At 52.3% G+C, this 15,279-nt stretch carries 14 protein-coding genes; 7 read left to right on the forward strand and 7 right to left on the reverse strand.

What is annotated here, in order from left to right; genetic code table 11:
* The first annotated feature begins 12 nt into the window (after positions 1-12).
* From ACM6IQ_RS27505 to ACM6IQ_RS27530, 6 genes are all read left to right on the forward strand, one after another.
* Positions 13-1,596: a type I restriction-modification system subunit M gene (locus ACM6IQ_RS27505; RefSeq protein WP_414880310.1), complete on the forward strand. Its 1,584-nt coding sequence runs from the start codon at positions 13-15 to the stop codon at positions 1,594-1,596.
* Positions 1,593-2,654 (forward strand): restriction endonuclease subunit S, encoded by a 1,062-nt coding sequence (locus tag ACM6IQ_RS27510; RefSeq protein ID WP_414880311.1) that lies wholly within the window; start codon positions 1,593-1,595, stop codon positions 2,652-2,654. Before ACM6IQ_RS27505 ends, ACM6IQ_RS27510 begins: the two co-directional genes overlap by 4 nt.
* 14 nt (positions 2,655-2,668) lie before the next feature.
* A complete protein-coding gene (locus ACM6IQ_RS27515; protein ID WP_414880312.1) occupies positions 2,669-2,995 on the forward strand; it encodes an AAA family ATPase in 327 nt (108 codons plus the stop codon).
* A gap of 49 nt (positions 2,996-3,044) precedes the next feature.
* On the forward strand, positions 3,045-4,766 hold the full coding sequence (locus ACM6IQ_RS27520) for a DUF3696 domain-containing protein (RefSeq protein WP_414880313.1): 1,722 nt from the start codon (positions 3,045-3,047) through the stop codon (positions 4,764-4,766).
* Entirely contained in the window at positions 4,766-5,659 is an 894-nt protein-coding gene (locus ACM6IQ_RS27525) for a hypothetical protein (RefSeq protein ID WP_414880314.1), read from the forward strand. The genes ACM6IQ_RS27520 and ACM6IQ_RS27525 overlap by 1 nt, the downstream gene beginning before the upstream one ends.
* A gap of 171 nt (positions 5,660-5,830) precedes the next feature.
* Positions 5,831-7,273: a hypothetical protein gene (locus ACM6IQ_RS27530; protein WP_414880315.1), complete on the forward strand. Its 1,443-nt coding sequence runs from the start codon at positions 5,831-5,833 to the stop codon at positions 7,271-7,273.
* Between the two features lie 216 nt (positions 7,274-7,489).
* Here the strand turns inward: ACM6IQ_RS27530 and ACM6IQ_RS27535 are convergent, their stop codons facing one another.
* From ACM6IQ_RS27535 to ACM6IQ_RS27565, 7 genes are all read right to left on the reverse strand, one after another.
* The gene (locus ACM6IQ_RS27535; RefSeq protein ID WP_414880316.1) at positions 7,490-8,050 is read right to left on the reverse strand and encodes a hypothetical protein; all 561 of its coding nucleotides are present in this window, start codon (positions 8,048-8,050) and stop codon (positions 7,490-7,492) included.
* 14 nt (positions 8,051-8,064) lie between these two features.
* A complete protein-coding gene (locus ACM6IQ_RS27540; protein ID WP_414880317.1) occupies positions 8,065-9,150 on the reverse strand; it encodes a patatin-like phospholipase family protein in 1,086 nt (361 codons plus the stop codon).
* Positions 9,150-10,055, reverse strand: coding sequence for a diguanylate cyclase regulator RdcB family protein (locus tag ACM6IQ_RS27545; protein WP_414880318.1), 906 nt, complete (start codon positions 10,053-10,055; stop codon positions 9,150-9,152). Before ACM6IQ_RS27545 ends, ACM6IQ_RS27540 begins: the two co-directional genes overlap by 1 nt.
* Complete coding sequence (locus ACM6IQ_RS27550) at positions 10,052-12,466, reverse strand: dynamin family protein (RefSeq protein ID WP_414880319.1); 2,415 nt, start codon at positions 12,464-12,466, stop codon at positions 10,052-10,054. Before ACM6IQ_RS27550 ends, ACM6IQ_RS27545 begins: the two co-directional genes overlap by 4 nt.
* Positions 12,467-12,781: 315 nt before the next feature.
* Positions 12,782-13,069, reverse strand: coding sequence for a hypothetical protein (locus ACM6IQ_RS27555; protein ID WP_414880320.1), 288 nt, complete (start codon positions 13,067-13,069; stop codon positions 12,782-12,784).
* A gap of 444 nt (positions 13,070-13,513) precedes the next feature.
* Positions 13,514-13,798: a hypothetical protein gene (locus tag ACM6IQ_RS27560; protein ID WP_414880321.1), complete on the reverse strand. Its 285-nt coding sequence runs from the start codon at positions 13,796-13,798 to the stop codon at positions 13,514-13,516.
* A gap of 10 nt (positions 13,799-13,808) precedes the next feature.
* A complete protein-coding gene (locus tag ACM6IQ_RS27565) occupies positions 13,809-14,063 on the reverse strand; it encodes a hypothetical protein (RefSeq protein WP_414880322.1) in 255 nt (84 codons plus the stop codon).
* A gap of 119 nt (positions 14,064-14,182) precedes the next feature.
* Here ACM6IQ_RS27565 and ACM6IQ_RS27570 point away from each other — a divergent pair, with 119 nt between their 5' ends.
* Complete coding sequence (locus tag ACM6IQ_RS27570) at positions 14,183-15,055, forward strand: WYL domain-containing protein (protein ID WP_122603514.1); 873 nt, start codon at positions 14,183-14,185, stop codon at positions 15,053-15,055.
* Positions 15,056-15,279 lie beyond the last annotated feature (224 nt).

The raw sequence follows: 15,279 nt of genomic DNA on the forward strand, positions 1-15,279 counted from the left end.
GAAGTACCTCGCATGCTCACTGGTAAAATCCGCACCGATATCGACAAGCTCTGGGAAAAGTTCTGGACGGGCGGCATCACTAACCCGCTGACTGTGATCGAGCAGATCAGCTACCTGATGTTCGCCCGTATGCTCGATATGCAGGAAGACGTGGCCGAACGCAAAGCCAATCGCACCGGCAAAGCCTTCGACCGCCTGTTCCCCAATACGCCGGAAGGGCAGCTGTTGCGCTGGAAAAACTTCCGCAATATGAGCGGCAAGGAGCTGCACAAGCACCTCAAACAGAAGGTATATCCCTTTTTCGCCAAGCTCGGCAGCGCCGGCGGCGAGGGAGGTGAGCGTGAAGGTCTTGGCCATATCAGCGAGTACATGCAGGACGCCGACCTGGAGATCAAGAACGAGTCCGTACTGGCCTCTGCTGTGGAGATGGTCAACGACCTGCCGTTGACCCAGAGCGATGTGAAGGGCGATATCTACGAATACCTGCTAAGCAAGCTCACCACCGCCGGCATTAATGGCCAGTTTCGCACGCCGCGCCACATCATCGATGCCATGATCGAGCTGATCGCCCCACAACCGACAGACGTGATCTGCGACCCCTCCTGCGGAACGGCCGGCTTCCTCGCCCGCACCATGGAATACCTCAACCGCGAGCACTCCAGTGAGTCGGGCATCTTCACCGATGAAGATGGCAATCACCACTTCACCGGTGACCAGCTCGAACCCTACCGTCAGCACATTAATACGCAGATGTTCTGGGGCTTTGACTTCGACACCACCATGCTGCGTGTTTCCAGCATGAACATGATGTTGCACGGGGTAAACGGCGCAAACATTCGCTACCAGGATTCCCTGAGCAAATCCATCAAGGAGCACTACCCACGGCAGGAACAGAACTTTTTCGACGTGGTTCTGGCCAATCCGCCATTCAAGGGGAGCCTGGATGAGAGCAACACCAACCCCGAGGTGCTTGGGCTGGTGAAAACTAAGAAGACTGAGCTGCTCTTCGTCGCCCATATATTGCGTTCGCTAAAACTCGGCGGCCGCGCCGCGGTGATCGTCCCGGACGGAGTGTTGTTTGGCTCCAGCAAGGCTCACCACCAACTGCGGCAAGAGTTGCTGGAGAACAACCAACTTGAAGGCATTATCAGCCTGCCCAGCGGCGTGTTTAAACCCTACGCCGGGGTCAGCACCGCCATCCTGATTTTCACCAAGGGAGGTAACACTGAACGGGTGTGGTTCTACGACCTCCATACTGACGGCTATTCCCTGGACGACAGGCGCACCGAACTGAAAGGCGAAGGTGGTAACGACCTCCCCGATGCCATCGCCCAATGGAAACGCTACCGGCAGATGATTGAAAGCAATATAAGTGGCAGCACCATCAATACGGTATTCGGTGATAAGACCAAAAAGGCTTTTGTTGTTCAGGCAGCTGATATAGCTGCTAACAAATACGACCTTTCCATCAACCGCTACAAGGAGGTGCTGTACCTGCAGGAGCAGTACGAAGATCCCAAAGTGATTCTGCAAAGGCTCAAAGGGCTGGAGCAGGATATTCTCGCGGATCTGGATGAGCTGGAGGGGATGCTGTGAGTTTTTTCCAAAACCACTCAGGCTGGCCTCTGGTTCCTCTCAAGAATATCGCGACTTTGAAGCGTGGATATGACTTGCCGGTTGGGGTGCGAAATGAAGGGGCAGTTCCTATTTATGCTGCCAATGGAAAAAATGGCTGTCACGATGAAATTAAAATTGAAGGGCCGGGGGTTATTACTGGGCGATCTGGAACAATTGGTAAGGTCCACTATTGTGACGAGGCGTTTTGGCCGCTCAATACTTCCTTGTATGTGATGGATTTCCACGGGAATCACCCTCGCTGGGTCTATTACATGCTATCGGTATTCAAGTTGGAGCGATTTTCGGAAGGGGCAGGTGTTCCTACTCTCAATAGAAATTTGGTGCATGATGAGGTGATCCCTCTCCCGCTCCTGCCCGAGCAAAAACGCATCGCCGCCATCCTCGACAAGGCCGACGCCATTCGCCGCAAACGCCAGCAAGCAATCCAGCTCGCCGACGACTTCATCTGCGCCGTGTTTCTGGACATGTTCGGCGATCCAAACTCCAACCCCAAGAGAGCCGACCTTTTACCGATGACAGAGGTTTTTGAAATTAAGACCGGGAAGCTCAATTCGAATGCTGCGATCGATGGTGGGGAATATCCTTTCTTCACCTGTGCAAAGGAAGTTTTTGCTATTGATAGCTTTGCCTTCGATCAGGAAGCTTTGTTATTGGCTGGAAATAATGCGCAGGCAGATTACGACGTGAAATATTATAAAGGCAGGTTCAATGCCTACCAACGCACGTACGTGTTAACTCTAAGGGACTCGGGATGGAGTTATCCATTCTATAAGTTTGCACTTCAATATCAGCTTTCTAACTTGAAGCGTGCTTCGAAAGGATCAAATACAAAGTATATAACCTTGGAAATCATGGAGAGGACAATGTTGCCTGTTCCTAGTCAAGGAGAGCAAAAGAGATTTGTAGAGTATTTTGACCAGGTGCAAGCTGTTCAAGCGGCGCTTTTGGTGCAGGCTCAAAATGATGAAAAGCTATTCTCAGCCCTAAGCTATAAGGCCTTTTCTGGTCAGTTATAGATAAGGAAATCACCATGCGCCTCAAGTCCGTCAAGCTCACCCATTTTCGCGGCTACCGCGCCACCACCGTCATTCCAATTGACGAAGCCATGACTGGCATCGTCCGCCGCAATGACTATGGCCAATCGACCATCCTAGAAGCACTGGCCATCTTCTTCGAGACCGAGGATTTCAAGGTCGATAAGGGCGATATGAATTGCTTCTGCTTAGCTGAGGGTATCGAGCAGTTCGAGATTGCCTGTAAGTTCGACAACCTGCCCGCGGCGCGGGTACAAGCAGAGGCGGGCGTCCTGGGCGCCTTCAGGCGGCTGTCCAATAGCGGCATAAACGTTACAAACTAATTCGCCGGTCGCGGACCGGCTTTATGGATAGCAGCAGAGCACAAAAGCCATGCGCATTACGGAAATCTCCCTCACCAACTTTCGCTCCTTTCAGGCCACCCAATCCATAGCGCTGGCACCTGTCACGCTGCTATTCGGGCCGAACAGTGTAGGCAAAAGCTCAGTGTTGATGGCGCTGTTCTATATCCAGCAGATGCTGGAAAAAGGGCAATGCGACCCCCAGCGCATTGATGCCTTGGGTGAAAAGCACATCGGTGGCTTCAAGAGCCTAGTCAACGGCCGGGATATTGCCAAGCGGATGGTCATCAGGCTGAATCTCGATAAGTCCGACTCAATCGGCACCAGCTACAACCAAATCTTGGATCTGGTGGGGGACGATTTCGCGCTACCCGTCGACAGCCCAACGGCCGACGCCAATCGCTTGGCTTTGGAATTTCATATCGCCTGGTCAAAAGCCGAAGATACGGCTTATGTAGCTTGCTACAAGGTGTGGCTGGATGACTGCTTGATTGCCGAGCTCACCAGTGATGCCGGCCTCAGGCAGCCAGTCATTACCTGGCTCAACTATCGGCACCCGGCGTTGTTGACCGAGGCCGACCAGGACGAATATATAGACGGGGATTTTGTCAGCCGCCTCCATGAGTTGCTCAATGCCAATCGCAATCCAGAAATGGTTACGAGAAAAGAGGTAGGACAAAGCGAAGAGGTTTCTTTCCTGCAAGCCGTCATCGGCTTCGAGGGGCTTGCCGGTGCTTTACCTTTGCCGGGCAAGCGGCTTAAAACGGTGATCGACGCGGATGATCCGATCCTGACGGCACGTCTGCACGAAATCCTGTCAGATGTGGTGGTTGCCCCCCTCGACAACCTGTTGGCATTGCTGAACCAGAGCCTGTGTATCGGCCCGTTGCGCCTTATCCCTGACGCCCTGCATCAGCCCAATCCCTACCCGCAGCAAAAGGACTGGTACTCCGGTGCCGCCGCCTGGGATGTAACGGCACGTCTGAACGCGGCCAACATGGCTGAGATCAATCATTGGCTGAATACGCCGGGCACTTTAAACCTCGGCTATTCCCTGCGCTCAAAGGTCGTGGTCAGTCAGGTCATTTACTCGGGCGGAGACGACACGCTTAGTGAGTTGAGGGCATTTATTGGTACTTTTGGGGATGAACTCAGCCTGACTCTCGCCGGCGCAGATAAAGACGGTAATCCGTTGCTCGAGGAGCGTTCAATCGACCTTGACGTGCTGAAGAAAATTCTTGAGTTAGAGAAGAAACCCTCTGAAGCCAAAGCCCGGCAGCTGCTTGCGAGGGAGCACCACAGCAAGTGGGTGTTGTGGGACGACCTCAACAACATTGAGGTGGCGTTTTCCGAAGTGGGCGTCGGGATTTCTCAACTTTTCCCGCTTGTGGTCGCAGCGGTTCAAGCCAGGCAGGGCATCATCGCCTGCGAGCAGCCTGAACTGCATGTCCATCCGAGGATTCAGGTTGGCATCGGTGATTTGTTGACGCAGTCCAATAACAAAAGCTGGTTCCTGATCGAAACCCATAGCGAACACATCATCCTCCGGATATTGCGCCGAATCCGTGAAACCTCCGAAGGTGATCTGCCGGAAGGCATGCGGCCCATTTCTCCTGACGATGTCTCAATTGTCTATATGGAGCCGAGCGCAACCGGCGTTAGAACCCGGCGTATTGAAATTGACCGCTCTGGTGAATTCACCAGTCGCTGGCCTGATGGCTTCTTCGCTGAGCGTGGCGAGGAGTTGTTCTGATGCACGCTGTATTTGCCATAGAACCGGACGCCATCAATAACTGGCATGACTTGCGCTATACCGTGGAGAAGTTTGGCTACAGCAAGGGGCTGCTGATTGCACGCTACCCAGGTAAATGGGAGCGGATGGTGATGGAAACCTGCAGGAATAATAATGTCGGCGATCTTGACTTGGCTCGCATTGTGGAGAAGTTGCGAACAATTAAAGGCGACCGCCTTGTGCGGATGGGGCTAGCCTATGGCGATGGTAATTGGCTAGAGAATGTTGGCGTTGAGGCTGTTTTGAATCAGCTGTCAGCGGTCTTGGTGCGAAATAAGATTGTCTCAGATAAATTTCACCGCATCGATGATGCCCACGAAAATCTGTTTGAGAATCGACGTGATTTCCGTGTCAAGCGTAATGCGAATGCGCTGGCAGAGGCAGCGAAATATGTATTGACCGCCTCGGATCAACTCGTGCTGGTGGATCCCTATTTTCAATCCAGACGCAGATGTACAAAAGTTATTGATTCTATGCTTCGGATTTGCCAGGTTAATGACTCAATACCGAGTCAGGTGATTGTATTTTCAGACTACAGTACTGATCCGCGTGACTCGACTGTGGTGCGGCAGGAATATGAAGGACTCCTTAACTTATGGATTGAGCTTGATGTCAGAATCACCATTTGCCGGGTGGCAGGCGATCAGCTGGATCAAGATTTTCATGCGCGATATCTGTTTAATGAAAAGGCAGGCCTGCGCTTTGATCGAGGCTTTGTTGAGCCCGAAGCTCATAACGAGAGAGAACATGAAACTGACGTTATATGCATTGATGCGGCCTTATCCAACGAGTTATATGCTCGCTTCATAGGGGCACGAGAGTCGATTAATATCGTGGATGAAATTGTGCTCTAGGGGCTGGTAGAGATCTTGCTGTGATTCAAATTGCTTGATCTCCGAATACTATGCGTGCATCGATTGGGCTTCCTCGATTCATCGTGCATGAAATGAAAGCAATCGTTTGGTTGGCTGGCGATAGGCTATCATTGGCGGCTTAACTCTTATGGCAGCCGTGGGAGACACCTTGTGTCTACGTTTCATGATAATGAAGTCTTAAGGGCTGGAAAATTAGGGGCGTTCAGGGTGAATGCTCTGATAACGAGGATCGGATGGGAGGGAGACCTTCATCCTGAATCCGGATCGATTTTGCCTGGTGCAGTGGCCCTGCATGTGCACGAATACATACACTATCTGCACAATCTTTCAACAGTGGCCGGACTGGATGCCCTAACAAGCTGTCTGTTATTAGTTCAGCCTTTTTTAATACAGTCAGCTAAAACCGATTCGGAAACCGATTCAGAATCATTTTCCGAAAAACTCGTCCGAGACTCTCCGGAAGACAATCAAAGTAATACCATTGACGAACACGTTGCGATGGCTTTTCGAAAAATCCGATCTATGAGAGGGTTTGCTCGAAATATTCCAAAAGATTACGTCTGGAAAAAAACTGTCGAGTGGCAATTTGCCGAGATGGATCATCAAGATACAAGCGAGTTTAAAGACGGGTACACTCAGCTTGATGATGAGATTCGATTTCGGGTTAAAGCAATCTTTGCCGATAAATCCTGTTTGGATTTTGAGCTGCAACCGGGGCTTGATTTTATTACCGAAGGAATTGCATATGAGGCTGAGAGGTATATCTTAAATGCAAAATTCAATGGTAGTGTTGATGTGGATGGGACCGTTCCGAGTTATCCATATTTGGCATTTTCACCTTTAGTAAAAAGTCTTGTCGGGAGGGAGACATCACCTACAGAAAGAATCGTCATTGGGACTTTATCTCTATTATCTCCAAGTCCTTCTGAGGCGCTTGTAAATATTTGCAAGGTTTTTCGTTTTGAGGTTGAGGTTGCCGGAGTTAATATTGTAGAACAACTAATGCGAGATATAATTGCGCAATTCAAAAGGTATGCAGATTACGTAATTAATTCAATCGTGCCAATGCTTCGTCATGTTTTTGAAAATTCGAAAATTTTGTCAGATGGTTTTGAAGTGTATGAGACTTTAATACTCACTGCTCTCAATACGCGCTTGAAATCGCCGGTGATGGAATTGGCGTTCCTTAAGCAGCCCATGGATGAGAGATTATTCAGTAATATTGCGCTCACTTACCTAGAGCGCTGGATCTCTCAAGAGAAGTCGAATGGAGAGACCGAGATAATGTGGCTTGGTAGACGCGGTAGCGTTGCATCATGGCCTCCTGAGAAACATGAGGCCTTTGCAGTTCTACAGTCGAGTATTCACTATGTACAACACCATTTTACTCAAGACGGACGAATGGTGAGTACTGAAAAACTAGCGGTGACGCTTTGCCCCTTCAGCGGGGCATGCTCAGTGGAACGCGATGCAGGGTATCCTGAAGAGTGCAAGACCAAGCCATGGCGGGCTCAAGAAGCGGGCGTCATGAGGGATTTGTGTGCTTATGAATTGGGAGTTATAGCCATCAAAGATGCGATTCGGTCTACATAATCAGATGTGTGGACATATGTTTATCAGTACTGTGTCTGTTGCTTCGGCAGCCGGCCGCGAAAATGTTTGATTGGGGGGCTGTCAGTCAGCGTTTACTCGGATAGCCACTCATCGGTATGTTGCTTGCTCGGTAGGCTGTCCTGTAGAGGCTTTGGTTCTCCATTCCGAGCCTCTGTAGACTTCATTATTATGTGACAAGCTTTACTTTTTTTGCATTTAAACCCTCAACTCTTCCAGAATAGTCCGCTGGTAAACGTCATACATAGGCGAGCTTTTCATTGGCTGCACCGCCCAATGAAAACGCATGCCGCGGCCAATCATGATCGCGCTGCGGATTTCGTTCATTGGCTCAAACACGTGGTTTGATTTCTGAAATTCCATTTGCCTGTTCCGCAGCGGAGCCGCGCCGTATATGTCTCGAAACTCGTGGATCAGCATCGCTTCGAAATCGGAATAAACCTTCGAGGCGTTTCTCGCCCGTGGGAAACAATAGCCGATGAGAAATTCATACTCGCCTTGCAGATCCGCGAGCTCCATCAGCCAGTTCTTGTGCTGAGTAATGCGTTGTTCAAAGTTTCCCTCGCCGATATAGACCGTGGGAGAAACGCCTAGCGGGTACTGAATGGCGAAAAGACCATTGAGCCTGATCACATAAACGCATCGTTCAAGGTCCTGCTGCTTAACCCCTCTGCGTTGCAATTCCGGCCAAACATCCGTACCCCAAGTCTGACTGCAATTCCAATGCAGCCAATCCCACTCAATTTGTACATTTGCCACTTCATAACTCCTTGTCAGGGCTGCTTGGCTAACCGCGCCATCGCATCGGCCAGTGTTTCATCGGCGCCGGCGGACTCACTTCCGATGCCTGCAAGAGTCGCTTCCGCGATACGCAATTCGTCGCGGCTTTGTTGAGTTTTCATGACCCGTCCAACGCAATGCAGCGTGTCCCGATAACCCTGTTCGATCCAGGTGGGGATCTTGTCGACATCAAAACCGAGCAAGTCCTGAGCCCCACTCATGAAACCAGTAGCTCGGTTCAGGCTTTGCTGGGGACGAATTTCCAGAATGGTCGCATCCGGAAATCGTTGACGACTCCATAGCGATCCATCGCTCAGATGAGTGACGATCACTAGGTTGCAGCCAGCTTCCAGCAATGGGGTGATTGGCGTATTACCTTGCATTGTCTGCCAGCCACCTTGGCCGCCGTCCGAGTAGCGCTTCTCGCCGTGTTTGCGGGAGGCGAACAATAGCGGGATTGCAGCAGAGGCCAGCAACGCCTGTTTGCGTTGGTCTTCCTTGAGGGACTGTATATGCACGAATTCCGAATCCGGTGTATTACTCAGCCCGAGCTCGGCCATGAATGCTGACGCTAAGTCCTGAAGGCCGCCGTTGCTGCGATACAACGACACATAGAGCGGCATCCCTGTCGCCAGCTGCTTGCTGTCGAGAAACTCATCCATTAGCTGCTTCAACGGCTGGTCGTCCAGCAAGCCTTCGTCCAGCACATCAAGCCAGCTCGGTAACTCGAACTCAAAGGCCCCGGCTATTTTCTTTACTGCGTGAACAAGCCCCAGCACAGCGCCCGCACCCTGAACCCGCAGGCCCGCTGCAGCCAACAGCGCCAGATACCCAGGAGCTTTCATGCTCAACGGGGATTCGTTGGCCAATCGTTCCCAAACGGCCTCAAGGCGCTCGATACCAATATCCAGTGATGGAGACGAAGCCAGAACGCCGCCGTTGAGGGCGCCAATGCTGGCCCCTGAAACCGCGTCGATGCGGGTGCCGAGTTCGCGCAAGGCTTTGAGCACTCCGACCTGATAGGCGCCCTTGGCCCCGCCACCGGAGAGCACCAACCCAACCTTCATGGGCGCAGTCATCACGAAGCCTCCAAAAACAGTTCACTGATCATCGCTTCTGTCACCCTTGGAGCTGCAATGATCCGTGGCAGGTGCAATGGCAACTCCTCAGGCATCTGAGAGGCCGCGAATGCAAACGGTGTTGCCTGAGGGCTGGTCCAGTCGCCCAGGTAACGGATAGCCTCCTCGCCGTCAGTCAGGAAGGCACTGTGCTCAGGGCGCGCCAACCACCGCTCGCGAGTCGCGATACGCTCGCCCTGGCCAATACCTGCATCCTTATTCAACTGAATGATCGCCCTGTTGGCTAGACGCTCCAGCTGCTTCTGGCGCTCGGCTCTAGATGCTGCCTGGCAGTAGTCGCCGAACGCCCCCCAACGGAGCTCTTCAAGCGCGGCATAGCAGCGTCCGGACAGCGTGAACATATTGAAATGCCCTGCTCCCCACTTTCCGAATACGTCGTCAAGGTGCAGATGCGCCTGTTGTAGGCAGTCGATCCTGGCGACATTGCGATCAAGCGCGTTACAGCGCTCATCCAGGCGCTGGGAAAGCAGGTTGATCGTCTGACGACTCTGTATCGAGAAATCAACTAGTGTGGCAACGTCAAGCTTGAGAGCGTTGACGCGGGCGTTGACCTGAACAATCGCACGGTTGCTGCTGGCCAAGGATTCGCTTAAATCCTTCAACCAGTTCAACGCACCTTCTACGCCATCGGTGAGACTTGCGTTGACCTCGGCCTGATGACGATCACCTTGTCCGGTAAAACCGTCATAAAGGCGTGCGAAAAAACCATCTCGCGTCCCCATATGGCGCTGGCGTTCACGTGCGACATCAATGCCGTTGGCAAAATCCACAACGAACTTTTCAGGCAGGCACGTCAGTATCTGGCAGATATCCGAGCGAGGCGAAATCGGGGTCTGTTCGCTCATGCCGCCACCTCAACGCCCTCGGACGGGACGTCACGTTTGAGCGCATCACTGTCCTTTTGAATACCCGGGACATTGCGCTTGAAGCCCGCTAGAAGCCCGGCCAGTTGCTGCTGCTGTCCTTGGTCGGACTGTTTGTCTCGAATGCTCTGATTCAGGTCGCTGCGAATCGATTCCACGGTCAACTTGAGTTCGTCGAAGAACTTGTCGACGCTGTCCTTGAGTGGCGATTCAATCGTTTCTACGGTCGCGCGTGCAAGACCATCGAACAAATCCCCGAGCGTTTTTTCGATGGAGGCCTTTACCTTGGAAATATCGATTTCGTAAACGGCCACTTTAGTGGTGTACGACTCCCAGCCCCAGTCATCAGTATCAAAATAACTGCAAATGCTGCCCCATACGCCCTCCGAACGACGACGTCGCTTTACGGTGCGATGTTTGTTTTCGATTACGCCACCCAACAGTTCACTGCTGGAGGGACGCATCGACAGCGCAGGCATTGACGGAATGTTGATGGCGATTGAAAAACCGCTACGGTTCAGACGCAGATTGAGATCCGTAATGATCTCGCTGGCTTGAGTGGAAATGCCCTGCTCGAACAAAACGTGAAACTTGCGAAGAATCTGTTCGGACTCTGCCAACAGGCGCTTTTCATTGCGCTCAATTATCAGCCGAACTCCGCTCTCAATGCCCCGCGTGATGGCTTCAGCCTCTTCACGGTCATTGAGCTTAATTACTGTGGTCGTTTCGTCGAAGTCATAACCAAAATTGGTACGTTGCCTCCCCAACCTCCGCTGCCCTGCCAAACTATTTAGTATTCCGATGATTCCGGTAGCCGCGCCTTTTTTTCTCTCTAGTTCTTGCTGCTCTTCGGCTTGCTTACCCGCCTTGAAACCTTGCTCGACCTCGGTACTGATGGCTGTACGAATGTCAGTGAAGACCTTATCCATTTGCCCGTTGATTGTTTGCAGCGCGTGCTTGGCGTCCGTTTTGGTCTGAACTTCTAGGCTGCCAATGCGATCGATATCACTGCGCAAGGAGTTGATCTGCTCGTTCAACTCCTCGACATTCTTTCCCAGTGCAGCCTCACGCACGGCGAGGAAGTTGTTCAATTTTGCGGCAATGTCAGATAGCTTGGCGGCGGCGGACGCCACCGCAAGTGTCGCCGCGCCGCTGTGAGCCTTACGGATGATCTGATCCAACGGGGCGGCAAACAAAGAGTCTTCCCAGAGCGCATCGGCAGCTTCTTTCACTTCTTCTGGATCAGTAATCTTGTGCTTCCATCTAGTGCCCAGCGCGGCTTTGCCGAAATCCGCCACCCAAGCGTTCTGATCACCATCGACCTCAGGGAGAGAACCATTGATCGCCAACTCGCGACGGGCGCGGTTAGCGAGATCAGCCAGCTTGGACGACACCGGGAACACCTGTGAAGGCTGCAACCTACCACCCAACAAAGAGTCAGCGACCAAGCGTCGGGTTTGCTCCTCATCATCGCTATTGCGGTCTTTCTCGTCGAACTTATTAACCAATACGAAAATTCGCCCCTGAGCTACATCGGCGATTCGCTCAAGCTCGGCTCTCACCTGTTCATCGGCATCAGATTTAAGCTGGGTGAAATCCAGAACCGCCAGAACAGCTGAAGCATTCTTCAATTGCTCGCCGAGCATTTTGCGCAGATGTTGCTGGCCTGCCTCGTTAGGGCCAGGCGTATCGAGCAGCGTCAGGCTACCCAGGCTCTCCGATGTGCCTGCCAGATGGGAAAACTCGACTTCGATAGCGGGGATCTCATGGATCTCGTCGTAACTCTCGAATGGAAAATGCACGTCTAGCGCAAATGCCACGCGAACCAGGTCGTTCAAGCTTCGGAGGAACCAGAAAATTCCCTCAGGTCCTTGATAGCAATTCTTGAATCGACCATTTTCTTTGATGAGCTGCAACAAGGGTTGCAGGTCTCTATCGCTCGCAAGCTTGTCAGCGACTGCACTCGCATCGTGACTGTTCAGCACTTGGTGCAGTTGGGCAATTACAGCATTGATAGGGCCATTATTTTCCAGGCGCAGTATTGGTTCGATTTGCCCTGGCGTGTGACGAATCAACGTCGGTAACGCCGTCATAGGCCTGTTGCGATTTGGCAGCACCTCGGTGCCGACAATGGCGTTGATCGTGGTCGATTTTCCTGCCTTCATCGTTCCTACAACGGCCAGTACCATCTCCAGGCGCTGAAGCTTTTCCGCTTCGCCCCGAAGCATTTGCAGATCCTTCTGAATGCTGGTCTGCGTAAAAGTCTGGTGCTCATGGCCGTGTTCATCGACCACTACCCCGTCTGCGCTCTTCATTCGTTGCAGCAGATCGATTTCCACTTCCAGTAAACGAAGGGATTCTTCCCGCAGCAGTTCGATATTTTTCTCGTACATCTGATCTCCTTGAAAACCAGCGGACCGGATTGTGGCCCTTGAATCTGCCAATGCTTTATCCACAACTGCTGCCAGTGCATCACTAATCGACCAGGCCAAGTGCTTTCAGAATTGGCACCACGTAAGTGATATTTCGCGGGCCATAAATGCGCCGCCTTTAACTCTCAGGCGTAGTAGCACTCTGGTAAACGGCGATTCGGGTAACGCACACACCTTATCCGCTGATACACCGCAAACCTTTAGGCAGAGCCCTTCTGTCGATATGAATGAATCACCTGCAACCCATAAAAAATCGGGCAACGCTCGATGCCTAGCTCAGTCGGCAACAAAAAGCCGCTTTGCAATAGCAGTGATTAATTTCAGGCACACTACGACCCCGGTGAATACCGCAACGCCTTTGGCGACAATGAAGAAGTAGTCTTCAACACCACGGAACATGGTGCCTAGCACCAGGCCCATGCCTGCGATCAATCCGGCGATCAGCAACAAACCGATATAGGGACGGAGTAGACGAGAACTGGCACCTTGAGCGCCTTTCTCGACAAGGCTGATAACGGTGCCCAGTGCGATCAGGAATACGAAAACACCAACTATTACACCCATCTTTCACCCGTATTCGCTCAGACGAAGACCGTGCAGGATCTGCTCGGGTATAACTCGACCAAGTCATCATTTGAAAAATCTGAAAAGTGCAGACCGATCCATGACTAGGAGCCCGAGGCACGAGTGTTTGCCTGTAGTTCCAAGACCGTCAATATGGCGTAGGAAAGGATGCCGCAAGCGCTTGCCTGTGCGTGAATCACTTCAATTTGCTTTGGCAACGGCGATCCGATTATGCACAGGCATACACCAAAATGCCATCACGCCGGACACCGAGCAAAGTTCTAACGGCGCGGCCAGAGCTCCACCAGAAACCTCTCTAGTCCGCTGACCGTACGCATTTTCAACGCGTCGTTCCCACATTTCGGGCACCGCGTGAACCAATCCCCAGGCCACAGGCAATCACTTTTGGGTGCAACTGTTTTCTTCCAGCCACAATCGCCGCACTCAAAGGTGACCGGACGAGGTCTTATCGGCATGTTGAGCTCCTTGGATATTGCATTTCGATAGACGGATTAAATTCCTCTCCATACCCGAATAATCCCGCGGCACTCGCTCGATATCCTCTGCCAACTTCTCAATTACCTCATAGGCCGGTGCGTAGCTGACGATGCCTTGCGCGCTGAAGGTGGCGCGGATGGCGCTCCATTCGAGGAGTTCAACGGGCGCGCCCAGCTCGTAGTCCACTACGCCAACAAGCAGGCAGCCTTTAATCCATTCGATTTTGTTCATGTGCATGTCCTTACGAGGCCGGAATCAGCGCTTGCAGCAGGTCCAGCTTTCTCTTTAGCTGCTCGACGTGGGCCTTCTCCGCTCGCAACGCCGAACGTAACTCTTTGTTTTCCGTTTCCTGAATCTGCGCCCAGCGCGTCTTGCTCTTGCAGTCGACGATCAACTGCCAGATGTCCTGCAGCTTCAGATACTGGATCAGCAGCACTACGGCAATCGCTGCCATCGTCACCAAGGCCCCTGTCGAAATCGCATCCGACGTAGTCATCTGTACTTCCTTTCGTAAATTCGAATCATCTCGAAGACGGGGTCAGAATATGTAGTGAATCATTACATGTATATAATGTAGACTTATACAGGTAAACAAATCACGCACATGGAGGGGGCATGAAACGCACGCAAGGCATCGAGCAAGTTCGCTGGGATCTGGCACTTCGCTATCGTTTGATCGAAACCGTCGCTTGGTGGGAAGGCCGCCTGACCACGGGACACCTGATCCAAAGCTTCGGGATCAGCCGTCAGCAGGCGTCCAAGGACATCAACACTTATATCAACGACCATGCGCCTGAAAATCTTACATATGACAAGAAAGCCAAGGGCTATGTACCCAGCGAAGGCTTTACGCCACGCTTTATCGACGACAGCGCCAGTGCTTATTTGCATCTGCTGAACCAGACTCACTCCCGCTCGCCACATGTCGAAGGGCTGGCCCTTGCGTATGCGCATACGAAGGTACTGGAAGTGCCGGACCGCACTATCCGCGCCGAAGTCCTGCGGCCACTGCTCAAGGCGTGTCGGGATAGTGAAGTGATCGAAGTGGAGTACGTTTCATTGTCCAACCCGACGCCTGAAGTCCGTCTCATCGCCCCCCACACGCTTATCTACACCGGCATGCGCTGGCATGTGCGGGCGTACTGCGAGAAGAACCGCAAGTACCGTGATTTTGTGCTGAGTCGCTTGCGTGGCGAAATCTCTTCCGAGCGCAGGACCGAGAATCTGATCGACGAGGACGAAGACTGGAACACCGAGGTGGCGGTCGTCATCGCGCCCGACTCACGCCTTTCGCTGGAACAGAAAGCGATCATAGAAGCCGATTTCGGGATGCAGAATGGCGTACTGGAAATTCCTACCCGCAGGGCACTGGTCAAATACGTGCTACAGCGCTTTCAGATCGACCCGAAAAAACTCGACCCCAAAGCGGCGGCGCAGCAGATCGTGGTGAGCAATCTCGATGAATTGAAGCCTTGGTTGTATGAATAATCCGCCACCGCATTCGTTTGGTTCTTCTGGGCGCCAGTAACTCGGAGCGGCCAATCTGTATCCAGCCACTGTCTGGCGAACGAGGTACTGAAAATCCGGCCTCTGTGATATCTCGCAAGCACAGTTGAAGGTAAGACTGTTGACGCCGAGGCTGAATTGATCCAGTTGCTGAGATGTCGCTGATCCAGTCTGTTTTCCGCGAACCATTGTTGTTGCTCCATTTT

This window comes from Pseudomonas sp. IT-P100, from assembly GCF_949767185.1.
Classification (GTDB): Bacteria; Pseudomonadota; Gammaproteobacteria; order Pseudomonadales; family Pseudomonadaceae; genus Aquipseudomonas; species Aquipseudomonas fluorescens_B.

Coding starts and splice junctions, on each gene's coding strand:
- ACM6IQ_RS27525 (WP_414880314.1), top strand. CDS start 4,766: ATGCACGCTGTATTTGCCATAGAACCGGACGCCATCAATAACTGGCAT.
- ACM6IQ_RS27560 (WP_414880321.1), bottom strand. CDS start 13,798: ATGAACAAAATCGAATGGATTAAAGGCTGCCTGCTTGTTGGCGTAGTG.
- ACM6IQ_RS27540 (WP_414880317.1), bottom strand. CDS start 9,150: ATGACTGCGCCCATGAAGGTTGGGTTGGTGCTCTCCGGTGGCGGGGCC.
- ACM6IQ_RS27545 (WP_414880318.1), bottom strand. CDS start 10,055: ATGAGCGAACAGACCCCGATTTCGCCTCGCTCGGATATCTGCCAGATA.
- ACM6IQ_RS27505 (WP_414880310.1), top strand. CDS start 13: ATGCTCACTGGTAAAATCCGCACCGATATCGACAAGCTCTGGGAAAAG.
- ACM6IQ_RS27570 (WP_122603514.1), top strand. CDS start 14,183: ATGAAACGCACGCAAGGCATCGAGCAAGTTCGCTGGGATCTGGCACTT.
- ACM6IQ_RS27555 (WP_414880320.1), bottom strand. CDS start 13,069: ATGGGTGTAATAGTTGGTGTTTTCGTATTCCTGATCGCACTGGGCACC.
- ACM6IQ_RS27550 (WP_414880319.1), bottom strand. CDS start 12,466: ATGTACGAGAAAAATATCGAACTGCTGCGGGAAGAATCCCTTCGTTTA.
- ACM6IQ_RS27565 (WP_414880322.1), bottom strand. CDS start 14,063: ATGACTACGTCGGATGCGATTTCGACAGGGGCCTTGGTGACGATGGCA.
- ACM6IQ_RS27520 (WP_414880313.1), top strand. CDS start 3,045: ATGCGCATTACGGAAATCTCCCTCACCAACTTTCGCTCCTTTCAGGCC.
- ACM6IQ_RS27515 (WP_414880312.1), top strand. CDS start 2,669: ATGCGCCTCAAGTCCGTCAAGCTCACCCATTTTCGCGGCTACCGCGCC.